Genomic DNA, 19,494 nt, shown 5'->3' with positions numbered 1-19,494 from the left:
GTCTATCTGTTGAGCGCGGCGAAATAGGCCTTTTCGATTTCGGCGGCCATCACATCGGCGCCGAATCGCGCCCTGAGGCTGGCCGTATCGGGCATGGCGCGCCGGTAGGCGTCGAGATCGCGCAGCGCCTCACCCATCTTGTCGCCGAGTTGGCGCGGATCGGGACGGATCAGGGCAGGGGATCCCTCCCCGAAGATTTCGGGAATGCCGCCGACGGCCGTGGCGATCATCGGCCTGCCGGCCGCCAGCGTCTCCAGCACGATATAGGGCATGGCTTCCGCGCGGGAGGGGACGACGACCAGATCGGCCAGCGAAAATGCCTCCCTGGCCGGCATCGGCGGCAAGAAGCGGACCTGTTTTCCGAGGCCCAGCCGTTTCACCTGCGCATGGTAGCGCGGCAGGTCGTCGCCATCGCCGACCATGACCGCGGTCAAGCGGCGCTCAAGCTGGGACCCGGCCAGCACCAGCGCGTCGATGAAAATGTCAGGCCCTTTGAGGTCGCGCATCATGCCGATGTAGAGCAGGTCGGCCGCGTCGGGCTGTGCGACCACCGGTTCGAACTCGGCGGCGCGCAGGCCGTTATAGACCAGCGTGTTCGGGATAGGCGGTTCGCCGACCTTCCTGCGATAGGTGCGCCGCTCATAGTCGGAGACGAACAGCAGGCAGTCGGTGAAGCGCGCCATGAAGCGCTCGAGCGCGAAGAACAGCTTCCCGGTCGTCGTCGTTTCATCATAGTGGAGGGAGCCGCCATGCGGCGAATAGAGGCGGGCTACGCGAGACCTAGATACCCGCAACAATGAGCCGAACAGACGGGCATAGGCGCCACCTTTGGCGCCATGTCCGTGCAACACGTCCGGCTGCAATTCCTTGATGATCCTGTAAGTGCGCCAGGCCGAGGCGAAGTCGCCCGGCCCGACATGGCGCTGCATCGGCGTGCGATGGATGCCGAGCGCCAGGCTGTCCTTCATCTGGTCGAACAGGCGTTCCTCGTATTCGCCGCCGGTGGTCGAATCGCAGACGATGCCGACAACATGTCCGGCGGCGAGCTGGGCCTCCGTCAGGTCGCGCACATGCCGGAAGATCCCGCCGACGGGTGAGCGAAAGCAGTGGACGATCCTGAGCTGGTCCGCCACGTTGATGTCAGAACAGGCGTTCGCGAACGTAGACCGTGTCGCCCGGCAGCAGCGGATCGGAGGTAACCACCCGGCCTGTCATCACCTTGCCGTTGATGTCGCGGGTGATGTCGACGCTTTCCTGGTTGGCGCGCGGCGAGAAACCGCCGGCAATCGCGATGGCCTTCTGCACGGTGAGGCCCGGCACGTAGGAATACTGGCCGGCGGCACCCACTTCGCCCATGACGAAGATCGGCCGGTAGCGATCGATCTCGACCGACACGTCGGGGTCGCGCAGATAGCCTTGGCGCAGTTTGTCGGCGAGCGCTTTTTCCAGCTGCTGGGCCGTGTGGCCACGCGCCGGCACCGCGCCGACCAGCGGGAAGGACATGTAGCCGGACTGATCGACACTGTAGGTGTTGGTCAGACCGTCCTGTTCGAACACGGTGACGCGGACACGGTCGCCGGCGCCGAGCCGATAGGGCTGGTCGAGTACCTCGTGGAAGGCCGCCGGCGTCGGCCGGTAGCTGGAGCAGCCGGCGAGCATCGACACGGCCAGCAGAGCGCGAAACAGACCAGCAGCGCTTTTCATGATCGGACACACACCTTCGTCGCTATGGCCGCCAGGACACGGCGGCAAACCTTAAGGATCTGGGTTCGTTATCATCCTGTTAGGGTTAATGGCCGGTAAAGGGACGCGGCCGATTTGGCGGCAATCGACAAAAAGCCGTATAGTTTTGCTGGCTTTGTTTACCGGATGTCAGCAAACCCTAACAGCTGCTTGCCGCGATCTTAACGGCTGAGTTACCATAGTTGTTTACGCTACCATCTAGCCTCATGTCCGGAGCAGGAATGCATGTCCGACCAGTCCGCGGCCGCAGATGTCGATGTCGACCTGAGACAGCTCTTCGCCAGCCTGGCGCGGAACTGGCTGCGCATTCTTGTGATCACGCTTCTCGTCACTGGTCTCGCCTTCGCGTTCGCGTGGCTTGCCACGCCGCATTATAAGGCTACGACGCAGCTGAAAATCCAGTTGAGCGAATCGGCCTATACGCGGCCTGCCGGCACCAATGAAGACGACAAACCTGTGCTCGATGCGGAAGGTGTAGCAACCGAGGTTCAGGTCATTTCCTCGTCCGACATTCTCAAGCAGGTGGCTGCCGACCTTAAGCTGGGCGACAAGTCCGAGTTCAACTATGCGCTCGGCATGTCGCCGGTCACCCGGCTCCTGGTCATTGCCGGGCTGAAGAGCGATCCGGAAGAAATTCCGCTCGAAGAGCGCGTGCTGACGAAGATGCGCGACAAGCTCAATGTTTATGGCGTGGAAAAGACCCGCGTCATCGCCGTCGAATTTTCCTCTGAAGATCCCCAGCTTGCCGCTGACATTCCGAACGCCATCGCCAAGGCCTACCTGGCCTACCAGGCGGACGCCAAGACCAAGTCGAACGCCGCCGCGACCGCCTTCCTCGGGCCGGAAATCGACGATCTGCAGAAGCAGGTCAGGGATGCAGAGGCCAAGGTCGCGGCCTTCCGCTCCGCCCAGTCGGACCTGTTGATGGCTGGCAACAATTCGGTGCTGGCGACGCAGCAATTGTCCGAGCTATCGACCGAACTGTCGCGTGTGCGCGCCAGCCGCGCTTCGGCCGAGGCAACGGCCGAAAGGGTGCGCCAGGCTTTGCAGAATGGCGGTTCGCTGGACGCTGTACCCGAAGTGCTGTCTTCCGATCTGATCCAGCGGCTGCGTGAGCGTCAGATCGAGCTCAGAACCAACATCGCCGATCTTTCCACCACCTTGCTCGACAACCATCCCCGCCTGCGGGCGATGAGGTCGCAGCTTGCCGATCTCGACGGCCAGATCCGCAACGAAGCGCAAAAAATCATGCGCGGGTTGCTGACGCAGGCGCAGACCGCCCAGGCGCGCGAAAACCAGCTGATATCGGACGTCAACAAGCTGAAAGCGGCGTCGTCGCGCGCCGGCGAGGAGCAGGTCCAGCTGGATGCGCTGCAGCGTGAGGCGAACGTCCGGCGCCAGCAGCTTGAATCCTATATGGCGAGCTTCCGCGAAGTGTCCTCGCGCAAGAATTACCTGCCGGTCGATGCCAGCGTGTTTTCCGAGGCGCGCGTGCCGTCGGAACCCTATTTCCCCAAACTCGTCCCGATCGTCGGCGCTGCTTTCGTCGGCTCGCTGCTGCTGATGTCGGTCATCACGCTTCTGCAGGAGCTGTTCTCGGGCCGCGCCATGCGCCCGGCCCCAGGCGTCCGCTTGGACCGCATCGAACAGGTCGCGATGCCGGCAATGTCGGCGCCGGTCGTTGACCCGGAACCGGCCGCAGTCGTGGCCGAGGAGGTGGTCGATCAGCGGACGGCCATGGAGTCTGAACTGGCGCCCGAGCCGGAGCAGGAGCCGGCTCCTTCAGTGCTGGAAGGAGCAGCGGCTGCCGATCCAGAACCGCAATCCGAACCCGAGCGGGTACGCTCCAGCCTTGGCGAGATCGATGTCGAGAAGGCGGCGGAAAAGCTGATCGCCAGCGGTGCTGCGCGCGCCATCTTCGTCTCGCCCGAAGGCGATGAGGCCGCGGCCTCGGCAGTGCTGGTAGCGCGCGAAGTCTCCGACGCTGGCCTGCGCGTGCTGCTGCTCGATCTCACGGCGTCAGGTGCCGCCTCGCGGCCGATGCTGGACAGCGGACTTTTCCCCGGCATCACCAATCTGCTGGCTTCGGAAGCGCAGTTCAGCGACGTCATTCACGCTGACCTCTATTCCGACTGCCATGTCGTTCCCGTCGGCACCGCCGATCCGGTTCGCGCCATGCGCGCCGCCGACCGGCTGCCGATCATCATGCAGTCGCTGACCACCGCCTATGATCTGGTCATCGTCGAATGCGGACCGGCCGATGCGCAAGGCATCAGCCGACTGGTCGGCGACAGCACCGAGGTCTTCATGTCCATGCTGCGGGCGGACGATGAGGTGGCGCAGGCCGCCGTCGAGCTGATCGAAAGCGGCTATCCCGACCTCACTCTGGTGACGCCGATCGGCCACGAGACGCCGGGTAACCCCGTGCCGGGACGACGTAGCGCCGCCTGAGACATCAGACAATTCGACTTAGGCGGCGCTACTACGGATCGGCTCGTCCATCGCCCGCCGGCTCCCGAAAAACCAAGCCTGTCAGCCGGCGCCGGGATCTACCCCAACTCCAGGGTCGTCACGCCAAATATTCGGCGCGAGTCGACCTTCGGAGGCGGGCCCTTGTACATGCGCGTGGTGGTGAAGGTCGGCCTGAAACCAATCGCTGCAAGCGCCTTGGTGAAATCGAAATTTTCGGCAGGAACGTCGATATGCAGGTCGCCACCTTCGCATGCGGCAGCCAGACTGCCCATGAGCTGCATCGCCGTCTCGGTGTCGTCGGCAAACAGCGGGCCGATCTTGTAACCCGAACGGCAGGGACGAGCCACGGCGTAGCCTATGGTGCCGAGTGAACTGATCGCGGCGAACCCGCAATGCGGCGGCTGCGCCCAGCGGTGCAGGAAGGCTCGTCGAGGCGCGGGGAAACAGCGGGCGTCATAGACGATGATGTCGGGCACGAGTTGCGTGGTTATCATGCGCACCCCTTCGCTTCGGACGGGCGGGGTCGCGATACGGCCGCTGAAGCGGATGGTTTCGTACGCCGAGCTGAATCCCGTGCGGCGATAATTCGCCAGCTGCGCGGCGACCCCGTCGAGGCCGACCGTTCGGCCGGCCAGCCTGGCCATGCCCGCATTCCAGACTGCTTTGCCATGGCCTTTGCCGCGCATGTCTGGTCGGCAGATGTAGAGACCGATGAAACCGAAGTTGCCGCCATAGGCGACAGCCGAGATGGCGGCGGTCATCTCGTTGTCGACAAAAGCGCCGATGAACCCTTCAGGATCGGTTGGCCGGAACGCGGCGGCATCGTCAAGGCCAGGGTTCCAGCCTTCAGCCGCCGCCCAGTCGATGAGAACGGTCAGTTCCGGCGGAGACAATGCGCGGACGGTAGGCTTCATAGCGTTCACTCCGCGGCGACCACCCCCGGCGAGAAGGATTTCAGCACGCCGCGATAGGGCTTGGCCAGCGGACTGGCATAGGAGCCGCGCTTCGAGGTCGACAGGCCCAGTGCGATCAGCGCCTCGGCCTGTTTGAGGGCGGCGCCGACGCCGTCGATGACGGGCAGGTCGAACTCTTGCTGCAACCGGTGTGCCAGGTCGGCCATGCCGGCGCAGCCGAGCACGATGGCCTCGGCGCGGTCTTCCGCTATGGCGCGGGCGATCTCGGCGCGCAGTTTCTCGACAGCGCCGGAAGCAGCGTCTTCAAGCGAGAGTACGGGAATGTCGGCGGCGCGCACGCGGCCACGCCCGGCCATGCCGTAGCGGTGCACCAGCCCCTCGACAGGGACACGCGAGCGTTCGGTGGTCGTCACCACTGTGAAGCGCTGGGCAATGTAGGAGGCGACACTGAGTGCGGCCTCGCAGATGCCGATGACCGGAATGGAGGCCATGGCGCGTGCCGCATCCAGGCCGGTATCGTCGAAGCAGGCGATGATGGCGGCCTGAGCCCCGGCACGTTCGCCGGCGGCGATCTCCATCAAAAGGCCGGGCACGGCCAATGCCTCGTCATAATAGCCCTCGATCGAGGCAGGACCCATCGAGGAGGTGACCGCGATCACCTCGGTCCCGGCGCCGGCAACGGCGCGCGCCGCCGCCGCGATCGTCTCGGTCATGCTCGCCGTCGTGTTGGGGTTCACCACCAGTATCTGCACGATCAAACCCTGGCCCGCTTGCGGCCGACATAGAGGATGGCGCCCAGTGTGGCCAGGATCACCAGGAAGGAGAACACGGTGGTCACCGTGCCCAGCGCATAGAGCACCGGCGTCGTGACATTGGTGGTCATGCCGTAGATCTCGAGCGGCAGCGTGTTGAAGGTGCCCGACGTCATCAGCGTGCGGGCGAACTCGTCATAGGACAGCGTGAAGCCGAACAGGCCGACGCCGATCAGGCTCGGCGCGATCATCGGCAGCACGACATGGGCGAAGGTCTGCCAGGAGTTGGCGCCCAGGTCACGCGCTGCTTCCTCATAGGCGGGCGAGAAGCGGTTGAAGACGGCGAACATGATGAGCACGCCGAAGGGCAAGGTCCAGGTCAGGTGCGCGCCGAAGGCCGATGTGTACCAGGCCGGGCGGAAGCCGACCTGCTGGAACACGACGCCGATGCCGAGCGAAATGATGATCGAGGGTACGACGAGGCTGGCGACCGCCAGGTAGAACAAAGCGGTGGCGCCACGAAATTTTTGCCGGAAAGCGAGCCCTGCCAGCAGCGACACGACGACGGTGACGATCATCACCATGAGGCCGAGCACGAGCGAGCGCTTGAAGCTGCCGCCGAAATCGCCGACCGCCTGGCGCTCGAACAGATTGGCGAACCAGTGCAGCGACACGCCATTGAGCGGGAAGGTGAGGCCGCCGGTCTCGCCTTGGAAAGAAAGGATCAGGATCGCCGATAGCGGGCCATAGAGGAACAGCACGAACAGAGTGAAGAAGGCCGCAAGCACATAGAACTCGAAGGTGCGTTTTTCGTGGCTCACCTCAAAGCTCCTTGCGGATGTCGACGATGCGCAGGATGCCCGCGACCATCAACAGTACCAACACCAGCAACACTACGGCATTGGCGGCGGCTGCGGGATACTGCAGCAGCGACATCTGGTTCTTCATCATCAGTGCGACCGACGCGCTCTGGCCGCCCGACATCACCTGCACAGTGGAGAAATCGGCCATCACCAGCGTGACGACGAAGATGGTGCCGATCGCCATGCCGGGCTTGGCCAGCGGGATGACGACGTTCCACAAGACCTGCCAGCCGGACGCGCCGGCATCGCGCGCGGCCTCGACCAGCGAGCGGTCGATGCGCATCAACGTGTTGAAGATCGGCGTTACCATGAACAGCGTGTAGAGATGCACCATGGCCAGCACCACGGCGAATTCCGAATAGAGCAGCCATTCGATGGGTTTTGGCACCAGCCCCAATTGCACCAGCGTCGAGTTGATCAACCCGTTACGGCCAAGCACCGGGATCCACGAGATCATGCGGATGATGTTGGAGGTCAGGAACGGCACCGTGCAGACAAGGAACAGCACCATCTGCATGGCGGTGGTGCGGATATGGAAGGCGAGGAAATAGGCGACCCAGAAGCCGATGAACAAGGTCAGAGCCCAGACGATGGCAGCGAATTTGATGGTGTTGAGATAGGTCTTCCAGGTGACCCATGATCCCAGCACGTCGGAATAGTTCGTCGTCAGGAAATCCGGATACATGGCGGCGAAGTCATAATCCCAGAAGGAGACGACGACGATCATGATGATTGGCAAGAGCAGGAACGCACCGAGGATGAGCGCCAGCGGCGCCGATTGGAGGTAGGGCGTGACGGCACTGATGGAGAAGCGCCGGCGTCTCATCGGGCTGGCGGCGGTGATTGCGGGTCGTTCGAGAACCACGGTCATGCGGAACACCTTCGCACCGGGATGAGAAGATTTCCTTGGCTGTGATCCTTCGCGCCCCCCTCTGTCCTACCGGACATCTCCCCCTCAAGGGGGGAGATCGGCAGCTTCTGCCTCGACGCCTCTTTCCATGAAGTTGGAGATTGGCGAAAACCAAAGCGATATCCAATCTCCCCCCTTGAGGGGGAGATGTCCGGCAGGACAGAGGGGGGCGCGAAGGAATGAGGCATGTCCCGTTGATCCGCTAGCTTACGCCGCGATGAACTCGTTCCAGCGCTTCACCATGTAGCGGTCCTCGTCCATGACCGAGTTCCAGCAGGCGACCTTGCCCATGCGCTCTTCGAACGAGCCGCCGTCGCGCACGGCGCCGGCCTTTTCCATGACGGTGCCGTCCGGCGCCTTGATCTCGCCCTTGGCCGGCTTGCCTTCAATCCAGTAGCCCCATTCGTCGTCGGACATGAACTTCTTGGCCGAGACCATATTGGCGGAATAGTAGCCCTGGCGGTTGAGATAGCCGCCGACCCAGCCCGACGTATACCAGTTGATGTATTCGTAGGCCGCGTCGAGTTCGGCGCCCTTGAGATGGGCGGCAAGGCCAAGGCCGCCGCCCCATGAGCGATAGCCCTCCTTGAGCGGCTGGAAGCGGCAGGCGATGCCTTTGGAGCGCACGGCAGCGACGGCCGGCGACCACATAGACTGGATGACCACTTCGCCCGATGCCATCAGGTTGACGCTCTCGTCGAACGACTTCCAGAAGGCGCGGAACTGGCCGGCCTGCTTGGCCTTGATGAGGAAGTCGATCGTCTTGTCGATCTCTTCCTTGGTCATGTTGCCCTTGTCGGCATATTTGATGCTGCCTGTGGCCTCCATGATCATGGCCGCATCCATGATACCGATGGACGGGATGTTGAGGATCGCGGTCTTGCCCTTGAAGGCCGGGTCCATGATGTCGGCCCAGGTGGTGATGTCGCGGCCGACGAGGTCGGGCCGGATGCCTAGCGTATCGGCGTTGTAGATCGTCGGCACCATGGTGAACCACTTGGTCGGCGCCTTGGCGAAGGTCTTTGAGTCCTGCGCTTCGACATAGCCGACCGTGTGCGGCGCGGTGCCCTGGGCAATGACGCTGTCGGGCGTCAGCTTGCCGGTTTTGAACAACGGCACCAGCTCGTCGTAATATTTCAGCTTACTAACATCCATCGGCTGCAGCACGCCGCTCGGGAACACCTTCTTGCAGATCCAGTATTCGATGTCGGCGATGTCATAGCTGTCGGGCTGGGTCACGGCGCGCTGGGCGGCCGCGTCCGAATCGGTCGCCGTCATTTCCAGCGTGATGCCGAGGTCGGCCTTGCACTTGTCGGCGATCGCGTTCAGGTTCGACACGCCGGTGCCGAACTGGCGCAGCGTGATGTTGGACTGCGCCCAGATGGTCGGGAAGCCTGTAATGGCGCCCGAGCCGGCGGCGAGGCCGACGGCGGCGGCACCTGTCTTGAGCAACGAACGGCGCGAAATTCCGGTCTTTGTTTCTACTGGTTTTGTCATTCCTGTTCCCCTGTTTTGTTTTGCTTCGTTGAATTCATGAATGAAGGCGCCCGAGGACGATGGCGTCCTCGGAATCCCAGGCGAGCGGTACGGCGTCGCCAAGGGCGACGGGTTTGGCGAAGAAGTCGGAATCGTCGATGATAACGGTGAAATCGTCGATGCCGCCGCCGGTGGCCGACAGCTTCACCGTGGCGCCGCGATATTCGATGTTGGAGACGATGCCGGTGAAGCCAAGGCCGGGCGAGGGCGCTTCGCCGATGCGCACATGGTCGGTGCGGATGGCAATGTCGATCGGCGTGCCCACCTCCTGGCCCGCCTCCCGGCCTTGCCCGCGGGCGGCGAGCGAGGCGCCACCATTGACGTCGAAGACGACCATGCCGTCGCGCGCGCCGGTGACCCGGCCGGAGATGACATTGTGGTCGCCCATGAAGCGCGCGACGAAGGCGGTGGCCGGCCTTTCGAACACATCTCGCGGCGGCGCCGCCTGTTCGATGCGGCCGTCATTCATCACCACGATCAGGTCCGCCAAGGCCATGGCCTCTTCCTGGCTGTGGGTGACGTGGACGAAAGTGATGCCAAGCGAGGTCTGCAAGTTCTTCAACTCGGCGCGCATGCGTATCTTCAGGAACGGGTCGAGCGCCGACAGCGGCTCGTCGAGCAGCAGCGCCTCGGGATCGGTGATCAGAGCGCGGGCGAGTGCAACACGCTGCTGCTGGCCGCCGGAAAGCTGCGCCGGCCGGCGCGCCGCATAGGCCTCCATCTGCATCAGCTTGAGCATCTCGAGCGCCTTGGCACGGCGCTGCTCCTTGTCGACGCCCTTCATCTTCAGGCTGAAGGCGACATTGTCGACAAGATCGAGATGCGGAAACAGCGCATAGGACTGGAACATCATCGCCGTGCCACGCTTTGCCGGCGGCAGGTCGGTGACGACAATGTTGCCGAGGCGGACATCGCCCGACGAAATGCTTTCGTGGCCGGCGATCATGCGCAGCGTCGAGGTCTTGCCGCAGCCGGAGGGGCCAAGCAGGCAGCAATAGGTGCCTGCCGGTATTTTCAGGCTGATGGCCTCGACGGCAGTCGTCGTTCCGTACACTTTCGAAACGGACACGATGTCGATCTCGGCGGCTTTGGACATTCAGGCTTCCCCGTTTGGTCGCATTAACCAATGCATTATGCGTGCCAATCGGCGGCAATCGGCCCAAGCGTTTGAATCGTCAGCAAAATCGGGGTTCTTGCCCACTGCCTAGCCGGTAGGCTATCTTGTGCATTGCACAAATTATGGGCGATTGTGCGCGATCTGCACAAGAATCGTATGCAATCTTTTTTGGCTTGGTGTCCACTTTGCCTCTCGTGCGCAGGCGACGAGTTGCGCTAGAAGAGGCTGGGAACCATCATCGCCATGAACATTGCCGATCAGATCCATTCCGCCGACAGCGCCAACCAGGATCGCGCCCAGGCGATTCGCGACAATCTGCGGGACGCCATCGTTGACCGTCGGCTGACGCCCGGCACCAAGCTGTCGGAAGGCGAGGTCGGCACGCTGTTCGACGTCTCGCGCACCGTCGCGCGCGCGGCGCTGCAGATGCTGTCCTTCGAGGGGCTGGTGCGTACCGAACGCAACCGTGGCGCCTTCGTCGCCAACCCTTCGCCCGAGGAAGCGCGCCAGGTGTTCGCATCGCGCCGGCTGATCGAGCCGGGCATAGCCATTGCCGCCTGCGGGCGGGTCACAGCGACCGATATCGCTGCGTTCCGCGCGCAGCTCGACGAGGAAGGCCGCTTCATCGCCGAGCGCGGCCCAACCGCGCGGCGCTCCGAAATCAAGGCATCAGGCGATTTCCACCTGCTGCTCGCCTCCGTCGCCGGCAATGCCATCCTGCAGCGCTTCATGGAGGAGCTGGTGGCGCGTTCGTCGCTGGTGATCGCCCTTTACGGACGATCCGGCGTGTCGGCCTGCGGACACAGTGAGCACACGGAAATGGTCGGCGCGCTGGAAAGCGGCGATTGCGGGTTGGTGAGCCGGCTGATGCTGCACCATATCGACCACATCGAGGCAGATCTCGACCTGCGGGTCAGGGCCGGCCCGGCGCTCCGCGAAGCGCTCAATTTCTGAACGCTAGTTTTCGTCGTCCGCGGGAGCGGGCGCTGCCTGTCCGACGGCCTTGCGGCGCAGCATCTTGGTCAGCTTCCAGACCGTCGGGTTGTTCTTGATGAAGGCTTTCGCCCGTGCGCCCTGCCGCAGCGCCGACGCCAGGGCGCGTCCCTTCAGCGTCAGGGGCGCCAGCACCTCGAAATGCCTGGTCTCGATATCGCACCAGAGCCGCTTGTAGGGCTCGTCGCCGACCGAGAAATCATAGACATCGAAGCCTGTTTGGCAGGCTTCCTCGATGATGTCGAAGAAAAGGAAATCGCCGGGGCTGGTGTGGCCGAGATCGTCCTCGGCGATGGCGCCGAATTCGCAGATCAGGCGTTTGCCCGAGCGGCTCGAGCCGGTGATTGCGCGCAGCTTGCCGGCCACTTCGAGCCCATGCAGCACAAAGGCCGGTTTCTCCTCGGCCAGCGCGCCGGCGAAGAGGGCACGGAAGAAAGCCCGCACCTCCGGCTCGCCGAAGACATTGGCGATGCCCATCTTGGCGAAGCGGAACTCCTTCATCTCGAAGAAAGCGTCGAGCAGCCGGTTCACCTCTTCGGGTGTCTGCGCCTCGATGCGGCGATGAACGCCGACCGCCTCGAACTTGCGTGTCTGCGAACGGTGCTTCTTGCGCTTGCGCTTGCCGCCCACACGCGACAGCAGCGCATCGAAACCACCGTCGAGATTGACGGCGAGCGACAGGTTTGGGCTCGGAAAGTTGGAGAACGCCGCCAGCGGATTGGCAACGCCATCGAGGTCGGGCAGCAGCCTTTCCAAGGCAACGAGATCGATGTCGGGACGCGCCTTGCCGATCGCCGTCACCAGCCTGCGGATCCCCCCAGCATCTGCCTTTGCCAGCCATGCCGGATCGGCGGCGGCGAAATTGCCGTTGGCATGGCGCCCGCCCATGAAGCGGGCGACGCGGAATGGACCAGTTCGCGTGATTTCCAGTGCCAGTGCAAAGACCGGCCTGTCCTCGATTGTCAGCGTGGCGACGACCGCATCGGGATTGGCCTGCGCCGTCCAGGCACGAACCCAGGCCGCGCTTTGCGCCGGCGCAAACAGCGCCGAACGGCAGAATTCGCCGTAAGAGGCGAGCGCGGCAGCATCTGCGATCGACACCGACAGACTGGTCTGGTCGGCAGCCGGCGTGCGCGCAGACGCCTTGCTTGCGGCGAGCCGATTGCCGTCAAATGACGCGGTGGCGTCAACCATACCTCAATCCTTAAGGCGTATTCGTCGCGATCAGGAGTTCGCGTCGGCGCGTTCCGTGCTTGGATCGAGCCTAGGCGCAAAAGGTGAATGAATGATCGACGGTGGTGAGGCAGTTCGGAAACTGGCGCTTAATATCGCCCGCTTTACCGGCCTTGCACCGCTGGCCAAGCCGTTTGTCGGCGGCATTGGCGCCATCCTCATGTTGCATCGGGTCACCGCCACGCCGGAGAAGCCGGACGGCGTTAACCGCCACCTCAACATCGCCCCGCGATTCCTCGACGCTCTCGTCGCCGACATGAAGTCGAGGGGCTATGCCTTCGTCACCCTCGACGAGGCGATCGAGCGCATCAAGGCCGGCGGCAAGGACGGCCAGTTCGCCACCATCACCGCCGACGACGCCTATCGCGACAACATGACCGAAGCGCTGCCAGTGCTCGAAAAGCACGACGCGCCGATCACCATCTATGTCGCGCCGGGTCTGATCGACGGCAGCGCCGATTTATGGTGGGACGTGGTCGAGGATATCGTCAACGCGCGGGAGCGTTTGACGCTGGCGACTCCGAAGGGGCCGGTGACCATAGACTGCTCGACCCACGGCAAGAAACTCCACGCCAATGCGCGTCTGCATGCCTATCTGACGCTCGAGGTGCGCGAGGAGGATCAGCGCGCCGTGCTGCGCGATCTGGCGCACTCGAACGGCATCGACCTCGATGGCTTGCGCCCAAGCACGCTGATGACTTGGGACGATATCCGCGCCGTGGCCGGGCACAGGCTGGTCACGATCGGCGCGCATACGGTCAACCACCGCAATCTGAAGCGGCTCGACGAAGCCAATGCGCGCCATGAGATCGTCGACGTCAGGCGCCAACTGCAGGCGCAGCTCGGCGAAGACCCCCGTCATCTCGCTTACCCCTATGGTTTCGCCAGCGCTGTCGGCTGCCGCGAAGTGGGCTTTGCCCGCGACGCCGGCTACGCCTCGGCGGTGACCACTCGCCACGGCGTGCTGCACGCCGAGCACGCCGGCTTCCTGCACGCGCTGCCGCGCATTTCGATCAACGGCCGCTACCAGAGCGTCGCCCATATCCGCACGATGTTGTCGGGCGTGACGACGCCGCTGGCCAATGCCGGCAAAATGGTCGTCACCATCTAACCTGGGTCGGGCGCTTCAGCCTTTCGGCGGCGGCTCCAGGATCAGCCATTTGATGATGCCCATCGCAGGCAGCACCCAGAACAGGCCGCTGAACAGGAAGAACAGGAAATGCACCAGCGGGCTGGATTGCGACAGCTGCGCGACCGCTATGATCGACGCGACCAGCGCATAGATGATGACCAGCGCCACCAGCAGGAAAGTTCCGATCAGCTTTTTCAGGCGGATGGGCATGAGCGTTCTCGTTGATCGCCTCCGCTTAGGCCCAACCGCGCGCCTGTGCAACCCGGGAGATGCGGCGCGACGGCGTGCCGCGCCGTCCGGTCTTGTCAGCCGGGTTGCGATGGTTCACCAATCCGCCACGTCAACCTGCCGGGACCAACCATGGCCGCCATATCAGCCGCCGCGCCTTACATTGACCGCGATCGCGACTTGAAAAATCGGGCGCTGGTGCGCGGCTGGCTGTATGTCGTGCTTCTGGTGCTGTTTGCGCTGGTGCTGGTCGGCGGCGCCACCAGGCTCACCAATTCCGGCCTGTCGATCACCGAGTGGAAGCCGATCCACGGTGTGATACCGCCGCTCAATGACGCGGAGTGGCAGGAGGAATTCCAGCTTTATCAAAAGATTCCGCAATATGCCGAGCTCAACAAGGGCATGAGCCTGGACGCCTTCAAATCGATCTTCTGGTGGGAATGGGCGCACCGCATCCTGGCGCGCAGTGTCGGCCTGGTCTTCGGCCTGCCGTTGCTGGTCTTGTGGGCGACGCGCCGCATCGAGCGCGGCCTTGGGCCAAAGCTGGTCGGTATTCTGCTGCTTGGTGGCCTGCAAGGCGCCATCGGCTGGTGGATGGTGGCCTCCGGCCTGGTCGACCGCGTCTCCGTCAGCCAGTACCGGCTGGCGACGCATTTGACGCTTGCCGCCCTGATCTTCACTGCCACCATGGTGGTCGCGCGCGGGCTGGCGCCGCATTCGGAGCCTGCCGCCGGCCGGTCGACGCAAAGACTGGCCGGTTTCATCGTGCTGCTGGCGCTGGTCCAGATCTATCTCGGCGGGCTGGTCGCAGGGCTCGACGCCGGCCTGAGCTACAACACCTGGCCGCTGATGGACGGCAAGATCATCCCCGGCGAGCTGCTGCTGCTCGAACCGGCCTGGCGCAATTTCTTCGAGAACCCGAAGACGGTGCAGTTCGTCCACCGGCTCGGCGCCTATACGGTCTTTGCCATCGCGCTCTGGCATATGATAGCGACGCGCCGGCGGCTGCCGGGCACGACACACGCACGCCGCGCAACGCTGCTGTTTCTGCTGGTGCTGGTCCAGGCCTCGATCGGCATCGGCACGCTGCTGATGCAGGTGCCGCTGCACATGGCGCTGACCCATCAGGCCTTCGCGCTTGTCCTGCTGGGATTTGCCGCCGCCCACTGGCGCGGCACCAAAGGCGCCTATCCACTGCCAACGCGGCCGCCCATGAACGCAGGTACATCGTCTACGGTGTCTTGGCCGTCGCAATAATCTATTTCGCGAACGAACTGCCTCGCTACGTCTAACGCGCGAGGCTGCGCCGGTCAGAAGCTGAGCCGCACCTTTCGGATCACTCCCGCAACCGACAGCTCGCGGTTCTCGTCGACCGCATTCTCGTCCTCATGATGCCATGCGGCCGACAGGCAGCCATAGGCGATGGCATGGTCGAGAATGGCAGCCGGCGTCTGGCCGAGTGTCCTGGCGAAGATCTCGGCCATATGCGCGATGCGCTCGGGATCGAGGCAGAGGTCGTCGCGCCCCAGTGGGTTGTAGAACAGATTGGCGGCGTCGAAGCCGGGATCGCCGACCACGCCCTTCGGGTCGATCGCCAGCCAGCCGCGCGCACCGTGCAAAATGTTGTCGTGATGCAGGTCGCCATGCAGCGGCTTGACCGCATGCGGGGCATCGAGCAGCCGGTCCGCGATTTCGGCGGCCTCGATATAGAGGCTGTGCTCTCCGGCGTCGCGATCGGCTCCGGCCTTTTTGAACAGGCTGGCAAACCGTGTCCGCAGCGGCTGCAGGTCCGGCGGGGCAGGGTGTCTTGTGGGCGAGAACAGTCTCCCCATCAACTCGGCCGCAATTGCGGTCGCGGCGTTGTCGCCTTCTTTGGCCAGAACGTCGGAAAGCAGGGTGTCGCCGGCATATTCGAGCAGCATGCGGTGGCCGTCCCGGCCAAGCAGCCGCACCGCGCCTTCGCCGCGCCGCCATGCGAGATAGTGCTCGCCGCGCAACTCGTCCTCGACATCGTCGAATGGTTTGAGCGCCTTGACGATGGCCGGCGAGCCGTCCTCACGCCGCACCTTCCAGATGCGGCTCGAAAACGTCTCCGCAATGAGCTCGGGCGCGCTGATCTTCCAGCGCTTTGGAAATGCAGGCGCGTCCATTCAGAGCGTGATGCCGAAAAGTGTTAAGCGGTTTTCGGGCAACATGCTCTCTCCAACTGAATTAAAGGCCGAGCATCAGATCCATGTTCTGAACGGCAGCACCCGAGGCGCCCTTTCCGAGATTGTCATAGACCGCAATCAGCAGCGCCTGCGCCCTGTCGTCATTGGCAAAGACATAGACCTTCATCCGATTGGTGCCGTTATAGACCTCGGGATTGATCTCGGGCAGGCGCTCCACGTGCTCGTAAGGAGCTACCTCGACCACGCCGCCCTTGATGGCGGCAAAATGGTCGGCGATTGCCGCGTGCAGTTCGGCGCCGGCCGGCACATGGTCAAGCCCGCCGAGCTGCAGCGGCACCACCGTGATCATGCCTTGGGCGAAATTGCCGACCGCCGGCTGCATGATCGGATCGTGCGACAGCTTCGCATAGGTGCGCAGCTCCGGCACATGCTTGTGCTGCAGGGTCAGCCCATAGACCTGGAATTCAGAGGCATCCTCGCCCTTGGCGACATAGTCCTCGATCATCGGCCGGCCGCCGCCCGAATAGCCCGAAATGCCATTGACCGTGATCGGGAAATCCGCCGGCAGCAGACCGGCAGCGACCAGCGGCCGCAGCGTCGCGATCGGCCCTTGCGGCCAGCAGCCGGGATTGGCGACGCGTTTCGCATTGGCGATGATCCTGGCCTGATCCTTGTCCAGCTCGGCAAAACCGTATTCCCAGCCCTCGGCGACGCGATGCGCCGTGGAGGCGTCGATCACCTTGGTGGTGTCGTTGGCAATCAGCGACACGCTTTCCTTGGCAGCCGCATCCGGCAGGCACAGGATGGCGACATCGGCGGCATTGAGGAACTCGGCGCGCGCCGCCGTTTCCTTGCGGCGCTCGGCCGGGATCGAGATGATCTCGAGGTCGCCGCGCTCGGCCAGCAGCGCCCGGATCTGCAGGCCGGTGGTGCCGTGTTCGCCATCGATGAAGATTTTCGGTTTCATGTGCCCGTCAATTCCCTGCTAATTCAGGCCTATATGCCCTGGCCATGGTTTGCCGCGCCATGGTTGCCGCTGTTCAGCTCTTCCGCCCGCGCTTTTCGCTCGGCCACCAGGCCGAGATAGTGCATGGCCACCATCGAGCCGGCGATCGCCGTTATATCGGCGTGATCATAGGCCGGCGCAACCTCGACGACGTCGGCGCCGACAATATCGACCTGGCCGAGCTGGCGCAGCGTCGACAGGATTTTCGCCGAGGACGGTCCGCCGGCAACCGGCGTGCCGGTGCCGGGCGCAAAGGCCGGGTCGAGGCAGTCGATGTCGAAGGTGAGATAGGTCTTCCTGCCGCCGGTGCGGTCGACGATCGCATAGGCGATGTCGGAAGCCCGCATCTCCTCGATCTCGTGACCGTAAAGGATCTTGATGCCGAACGTATCGGGGGCATGCGTGCGGATGCCGATCTGGATCGAGCGGTCGGGGTCGATGATGCCTTCATTGACGGCGCGGCCGACGAACGAACCATGGTCGATGCGCTTGCCATCGTCAGGCCAGGTGTCCTGGTGCGCATCGAACTGCACCAGCGCCAGCGGCCCGTGGATGGCGGCATGTGCCTTGAGCAGCGGCCAGGTGACGAAATGATCGCCGCCGAGCGACAACAGGAAGGCACCCGATTTCAGGATCTTCGCCGCCTCGCGCTCGATCGTGCCTGGTGTCTTCTGGTGATTGCCCGAATCGAGCAGGCAATCGCCATAGTCGATGACGGCGAGATGCTCGAACAGGTCGCGCGAGAACGGATATTGCGGGTCGTTGTCGAGGATCGCCGAGGCGCGGCGGATCGCCTGCGGCCCGAAGCGCGCGCCCGGCCGGTTGGTGACGGCGGCATCGAACGGAATGCCCCACACGACGGCGTCCGCGCCCTTTGCATCCTTGGTGTATTTGCGCCGCATGAACGACAGCGCGCCGGCATAGGTCGGCTCGAAGGAAGGCCCCGTCTTGGAGCGGGCGGTGAAGGCGTTGTCGATGGTCTGGTTCGCCATTACGGGTCCTTCTTTGTTCATCGGGCTGCCACAACTACAGAACCGGCACGCAAGATGCCAGTCACAGCTTGGCGAAACGCCATAGCGTTCTAGAGGGGCGACACAGGATTTGTATCGCCAAGGCGCAAGGCCCGGCGACTCCTCTCCGGCGGCCGCGGCGATGAACTGGCGGTGCGGGCCGGCATGCCGGCCGAGACACGGTTTCTGGGCCGAACGCGGCGCCACCATCATCCAGACCGAAGAACCGAAGGCTGCGATTGGCTGGCTGGGGGCCGATGGGTTTCGGGCGCCTTATGTGGATGAGGGAAGCCGGCCGAGCCGCGAATACGGCGAGTATCAATTAGAAATCGTACGTCGGCGCCATCACCCCACCCGGCGCTGCGCGCCGACCTCCCCATCGAGGGGAGGTAGGGCGTTGGCGCTTTAGATCCGACAGTCGTAGCGATTGCGAGGCATGCAAGGCTGCCGCGACCTCCTACCTCCCCTCGATGGGGAGGTCGCGCCGAAGGCGCGGGTGGGGTGACAGCGCCGCCCGCAAAATCTTCACGCCGCTTTCGCCACCCCATCCAATTCCCTCAGGACATCAGCCGACAGCTCCAGTTCCGCCGCCGCCAGGTTCTCTCTCAAATGCCCGACCGACGACGTCCCCGGGATCAGCAGGATGTTCGGCGAGCGGCGCAGCAGCCAGGCGAGCGCAACCTGCAAGGGTGTGGCGCCGAGCCGCGTGGCCACATCCGACAAGGTCGACGACTGCAGCGGGCTGAAGCCGCCGAGCGGGAAGAACGGCGTGTAGGCGATGCCGGCGCGCGCCAGTTCATCGATCAACGCGTCGTCGTCGCGATGCGCCAGATTGTACTGGTTCTGCACGCAGACGATCTCGGCGATCCCACGGCCTTCCTCGACCTGCGCAGGGGTGACGTTGCTCAGGCCGATATGGCGCACCAGGCCCTTCCGCTGCAGTTCGGCAAGCGCCGTCAACTGCGTCTCGATCGAGCCCTCGGCGGGACCCATCACCCCGAACATGATGCGCAGATTGACGACATCCAGCACCTCAAGACCGAGATTCCTGAGATTATCGTGCACGGCCTGCTCAAGTTCCTTGGCGGAATAGGCAGGCAGCCATGAGCCGTCGCTGCCGCGCCGCGCCCCGATCTTGGTGACGATGACGAGGTCTTGCGGATAGGGCGCCAGCGCTTCGCGGATCAGCTGGTTGGTGACATGCGGGCCATAATAGTCGCTGGTGTCGATGTGGTTGACCCCGGACGCCACCGCTTCGCGCAGCACAGCAATGGCCGCGTCCCGATCTTTCGGCGGACCGAAAACGTGCGGGCCGGCAAGTTGCATGGCGCCGTAGCCGAGCCGTTTCACGGTGTGGCTGCCGAGGGTGAATGTGCCGGATTTTTGGATGGTGGACATGGTCGATCTCCTTTGA

At 63.8% G+C, this 19,494-nt stretch carries 18 protein-coding genes and 1 pseudogene; 5 read left to right on the top strand and 14 right to left on the bottom strand.

Features of this window, described 5'->3' with window-relative positions:
- Nucleotides 1–2: 2 nt before the first annotated feature.
- On the bottom strand, nt 3–1,133 hold the full coding sequence (locus ACYG9Y_RS14070; RefSeq protein WP_023715409.1) for a glycosyltransferase: 1,131 nt from the start codon (nt 1,131–1,133) through the stop codon (nt 3–5).
- Between the two features lie 7 nt (nt 1,134–1,140).
- Nucleotides 1,141–1,704, bottom strand: coding sequence for a polysaccharide biosynthesis/export family protein (locus tag ACYG9Y_RS14065; RefSeq protein WP_023669390.1), 564 nt, complete (start codon nt 1,702–1,704; stop codon nt 1,141–1,143).
- A 264-nt stretch (nt 1,705–1,968) separates the two neighbouring features.
- Between ACYG9Y_RS14065 and ACYG9Y_RS14060 the strand changes: the two genes are divergently transcribed.
- Nucleotides 1,969–4,194, top strand: coding sequence for a GumC family protein (locus ACYG9Y_RS14060; protein ID WP_023739327.1), 2,226 nt, complete (start codon nt 1,969–1,971; stop codon nt 4,192–4,194).
- Between the two features lie 98 nt (nt 4,195–4,292).
- Here the strand turns inward: ACYG9Y_RS14060 and ACYG9Y_RS14055 are convergent, their stop codons facing one another.
- The 6 genes from ACYG9Y_RS14055 to ACYG9Y_RS14030 form a co-directional block, all read right to left on the bottom strand.
- Entirely contained in the window at nt 4,293–5,129 is an 837-nt protein-coding gene (locus ACYG9Y_RS14055) for a GNAT family N-acetyltransferase (RefSeq protein ID WP_023705048.1), read from the bottom strand.
- Nucleotides 5,130–5,134: 5 nt separating this feature from the next.
- The gene (locus ACYG9Y_RS14050) at nt 5,135–5,881 is read right to left on the bottom strand and encodes an aspartate/glutamate racemase family protein (protein ID WP_023739328.1); all 747 of its coding nucleotides are present in this window, start codon (nt 5,879–5,881) and stop codon (nt 5,135–5,137) included.
- A gap of 2 nt (nt 5,882–5,883) precedes the next feature.
- Nucleotides 5,884–6,702, bottom strand: a complete 819-nt coding sequence (locus tag ACYG9Y_RS14045; protein WP_023730872.1) for an ABC transporter permease — start codon at nt 6,700–6,702, stop codon at nt 5,884–5,886.
- A gap of 1 nt (nt 6,703) precedes the next feature.
- Nucleotides 6,704–7,615, bottom strand: coding sequence for an ABC transporter permease (locus tag ACYG9Y_RS14040; RefSeq protein ID WP_023739329.1), 912 nt, complete (start codon nt 7,613–7,615; stop codon nt 6,704–6,706).
- 246 nt (nt 7,616–7,861) lie between these two features.
- Nucleotides 7,862–9,151, bottom strand: a complete 1,290-nt coding sequence (locus ACYG9Y_RS14035; RefSeq protein ID WP_023734132.1) for an ABC transporter substrate-binding protein — start codon at nt 9,149–9,151, stop codon at nt 7,862–7,864.
- Between the two features lie 34 nt (nt 9,152–9,185).
- Entirely contained in the window at nt 9,186–10,286 is a 1,101-nt protein-coding gene (locus tag ACYG9Y_RS14030; RefSeq protein WP_023734131.1) for an ABC transporter ATP-binding protein, read from the bottom strand.
- Nucleotides 10,287–10,550: 264 nt separating this feature from the next.
- Here ACYG9Y_RS14030 and ACYG9Y_RS14025 point away from each other — a divergent pair, with 264 nt between their 5' ends.
- The gene (locus tag ACYG9Y_RS14025) at nt 10,551–11,261 is read left to right on the top strand and encodes a GntR family transcriptional regulator (protein ID WP_023669398.1); all 711 of its coding nucleotides are present in this window, start codon (nt 10,551–10,553) and stop codon (nt 11,259–11,261) included.
- 3 nt (nt 11,262–11,264) lie between these two features.
- On the opposite strand, the gene ACYG9Y_RS14020 is transcribed toward ACYG9Y_RS14025, so the two are convergent.
- Nucleotides 11,265–12,494: a GNAT family N-acetyltransferase gene (locus tag ACYG9Y_RS14020; RefSeq protein ID WP_023734130.1), complete on the bottom strand. Its 1,230-nt coding sequence runs from the start codon at nt 12,492–12,494 to the stop codon at nt 11,265–11,267.
- Between the two features lie 91 nt (nt 12,495–12,585).
- Here ACYG9Y_RS14020 and ACYG9Y_RS14015 point away from each other — a divergent pair, with 91 nt between their 5' ends.
- Nucleotides 12,586–13,644, top strand: coding sequence for a polysaccharide deacetylase family protein (locus ACYG9Y_RS14015; protein ID WP_023734129.1), 1,059 nt, complete (start codon nt 12,586–12,588; stop codon nt 13,642–13,644).
- Between the two features lie 15 nt (nt 13,645–13,659).
- Here the strand turns inward: ACYG9Y_RS14015 and ACYG9Y_RS14010 are convergent, their stop codons facing one another.
- Complete coding sequence (locus tag ACYG9Y_RS14010) at nt 13,660–13,875, bottom strand: DUF2842 domain-containing protein (protein ID WP_023669401.1); 216 nt, start codon at nt 13,873–13,875, stop codon at nt 13,660–13,662.
- 150 nt (nt 13,876–14,025) lie between these two features.
- Between ACYG9Y_RS14010 and ACYG9Y_RS14005 the strand changes: the two genes are divergently transcribed.
- The gene (locus tag ACYG9Y_RS14005) at nt 14,026–15,150 is read left to right on the top strand and encodes a COX15/CtaA family protein (RefSeq protein ID WP_023739330.1); all 1,125 of its coding nucleotides are present in this window, start codon (nt 14,026–14,028) and stop codon (nt 15,148–15,150) included.
- 53 nt (nt 15,151–15,203) lie between these two features.
- Here ACYG9Y_RS14005 and ACYG9Y_RS14000 read toward each other — a convergent pair whose 3' ends face one another.
- The 3 genes from ACYG9Y_RS14000 to speB form a co-directional block, all read right to left on the bottom strand.
- Nucleotides 15,204–16,043: an aminoglycoside phosphotransferase family protein gene (locus ACYG9Y_RS14000; protein ID WP_023739331.1), complete on the bottom strand. Its 840-nt coding sequence runs from the start codon at nt 16,041–16,043 to the stop codon at nt 15,204–15,206.
- Nucleotides 16,044–16,104: 61 nt separating this feature from the next.
- Nucleotides 16,105–17,031: an N-acetyl-gamma-glutamyl-phosphate reductase gene (argC, locus tag ACYG9Y_RS13995; protein ID WP_023682318.1), complete on the bottom strand. Its 927-nt coding sequence runs from the start codon at nt 17,029–17,031 to the stop codon at nt 16,105–16,107.
- Between the two features lie 29 nt (nt 17,032–17,060).
- Nucleotides 17,061–18,062: an agmatinase gene (gene speB / locus ACYG9Y_RS13990; protein ID WP_023669405.1), complete on the bottom strand. Its 1,002-nt coding sequence runs from the start codon at nt 18,060–18,062 to the stop codon at nt 17,061–17,063.
- 141 nt (nt 18,063–18,203) lie between these two features.
- Here speB and ACYG9Y_RS13985 point away from each other — a divergent pair.
- A pseudogene (locus ACYG9Y_RS13985) lies at nt 18,204–18,406 on the top strand (glycerophosphodiester phosphodiesterase family protein); the annotation flags it as partial.
- Between the two features lie 199 nt (nt 18,407–18,605).
- On the opposite strand, the gene ACYG9Y_RS13980 reads toward ACYG9Y_RS13985, so the two are convergent.
- A complete protein-coding gene (locus ACYG9Y_RS13980; RefSeq protein WP_023693290.1) occupies nt 18,606–19,478 on the bottom strand; it encodes an aldo/keto reductase family oxidoreductase in 873 nt (290 codons plus the stop codon).
- Nucleotides 19,479–19,494: the final 16 nt, after the last annotated feature.

Source organism: Mesorhizobium sp. W050 (genome assembly GCF_054719535.1).
This window is presented reverse-complemented; position numbering and strand designations above follow the sequence as displayed.

Excerpts from the sequence above, each read along its gene's own strand:
- ACYG9Y_RS13980 (WP_023693290.1), bottom strand. The coding sequence starts at position 19,478 with ATGTCCACCATCCAAAAATCCGGCACATTCACCCTCGGCAGCCACACC.
- ACYG9Y_RS14060 (WP_023739327.1), top strand. The coding sequence starts at position 1,969 with ATGTCCGACCAGTCCGCGGCCGCAGATGTCGATGTCGACCTGAGACAG.
- ACYG9Y_RS14065 (WP_023669390.1), bottom strand. The coding sequence starts at position 1,704 with ATGAAAAGCGCTGCTGGTCTGTTTCGCGCTCTGCTGGCCGTGTCGATG.
- ACYG9Y_RS14000 (WP_023739331.1), bottom strand. The coding sequence starts at position 16,043 with ATGGACGCGCCTGCATTTCCAAAGCGCTGGAAGATCAGCGCGCCCGAG.
- speB (WP_023669405.1), bottom strand. The coding sequence starts at position 18,062 with ATGGCGAACCAGACCATCGACAACGCCTTCACCGCCCGCTCCAAGACG.
- ACYG9Y_RS14015 (WP_023734129.1), top strand. The coding sequence starts at position 12,586 with ATGATCGACGGTGGTGAGGCAGTTCGGAAACTGGCGCTTAATATCGCC.
- argC (WP_023682318.1), bottom strand. The coding sequence starts at position 17,031 with ATGAAACCGAAAATCTTCATCGATGGCGAACACGGCACCACCGGCCTG.
- ACYG9Y_RS14010 (WP_023669401.1), bottom strand. The coding sequence starts at position 13,875 with ATGCCCATCCGCCTGAAAAAGCTGATCGGAACTTTCCTGCTGGTGGCG.
- ACYG9Y_RS14005 (WP_023739330.1), top strand. The coding sequence starts at position 14,026 with ATGGCCGCCATATCAGCCGCCGCGCCTTACATTGACCGCGATCGCGAC.
- ACYG9Y_RS14040 (WP_023739329.1), bottom strand. The coding sequence starts at position 7,615 with ATGACCGTGGTTCTCGAACGACCCGCAATCACCGCCGCCAGCCCGATG.
- ACYG9Y_RS14055 (WP_023705048.1), bottom strand. The coding sequence starts at position 5,129 with ATGAAGCCTACCGTCCGCGCATTGTCTCCGCCGGAACTGACCGTTCTC.
- ACYG9Y_RS14020 (WP_023734130.1), bottom strand. The coding sequence starts at position 12,494 with ATGGTTGACGCCACCGCGTCATTTGACGGCAATCGGCTCGCCGCAAGC.
- ACYG9Y_RS14035 (WP_023734132.1), bottom strand. The coding sequence starts at position 9,151 with ATGACAAAACCAGTAGAAACAAAGACCGGAATTTCGCGCCGTTCGTTG.
- ACYG9Y_RS14030 (WP_023734131.1), bottom strand. The coding sequence starts at position 10,286 with ATGTCCAAAGCCGCCGAGATCGACATCGTGTCCGTTTCGAAAGTGTAC.
- ACYG9Y_RS14025 (WP_023669398.1), top strand. The coding sequence starts at position 10,551 with ATGAACATTGCCGATCAGATCCATTCCGCCGACAGCGCCAACCAGGAT.